Annotated in this window: 1 pseudogene; it reads left to right on the plus strand. The window is 33.2% G+C overall.

Annotated features, from left to right (window positions below):
• Positions 1–120: 120 nt before the first annotated feature.
• Positions 121–407: pseudogene (locus ACNQ0W_RS25390) on the plus strand (RNA-directed DNA polymerase); the annotation flags it as partial.

Consider the following 407-nt stretch of genomic DNA (forward strand, 5'->3'; position numbering starts at 1 on the left):
ATGTCTCGTGGGCTCGGAGATGTGTATAAGAGACAGTTAAATATGATTTTGATATTGACAACATCTCATCAATGTTTAAGGTTTTTTTCCTCAAGAACAAACCAGAAAGGATGAAGGTATATGAGAATATATAGCCTGATTGATTCTCAAACATTAATGACTAAGGGATTTGCTTCTGAAGTAATGCGGTCACCTGAGCCTCCAAAAAGATGGGATATAGCTAAGAAAAAAGGCGGTGTGAGAACAATATACCACCCATCATCTAAAGTAAAACTAATTCAATATTGGTTAATGAATAATATTTTTTCTAAACTGCCAATGCATAATGCTGCATATGCATTTGTTAAAAACCGTTCAATAAAAAGCAACGCCTTATTGCATGCTGAATCAAAAAATAAATATTATGT

This window comes from Enterobacter cloacae complex sp. 6730903 (assembly GCF_048283985.1).
Classification (GTDB): domain Bacteria; phylum Pseudomonadota; class Gammaproteobacteria; order Enterobacterales; family Enterobacteriaceae; genus Enterobacter; species Enterobacter hormaechei_C.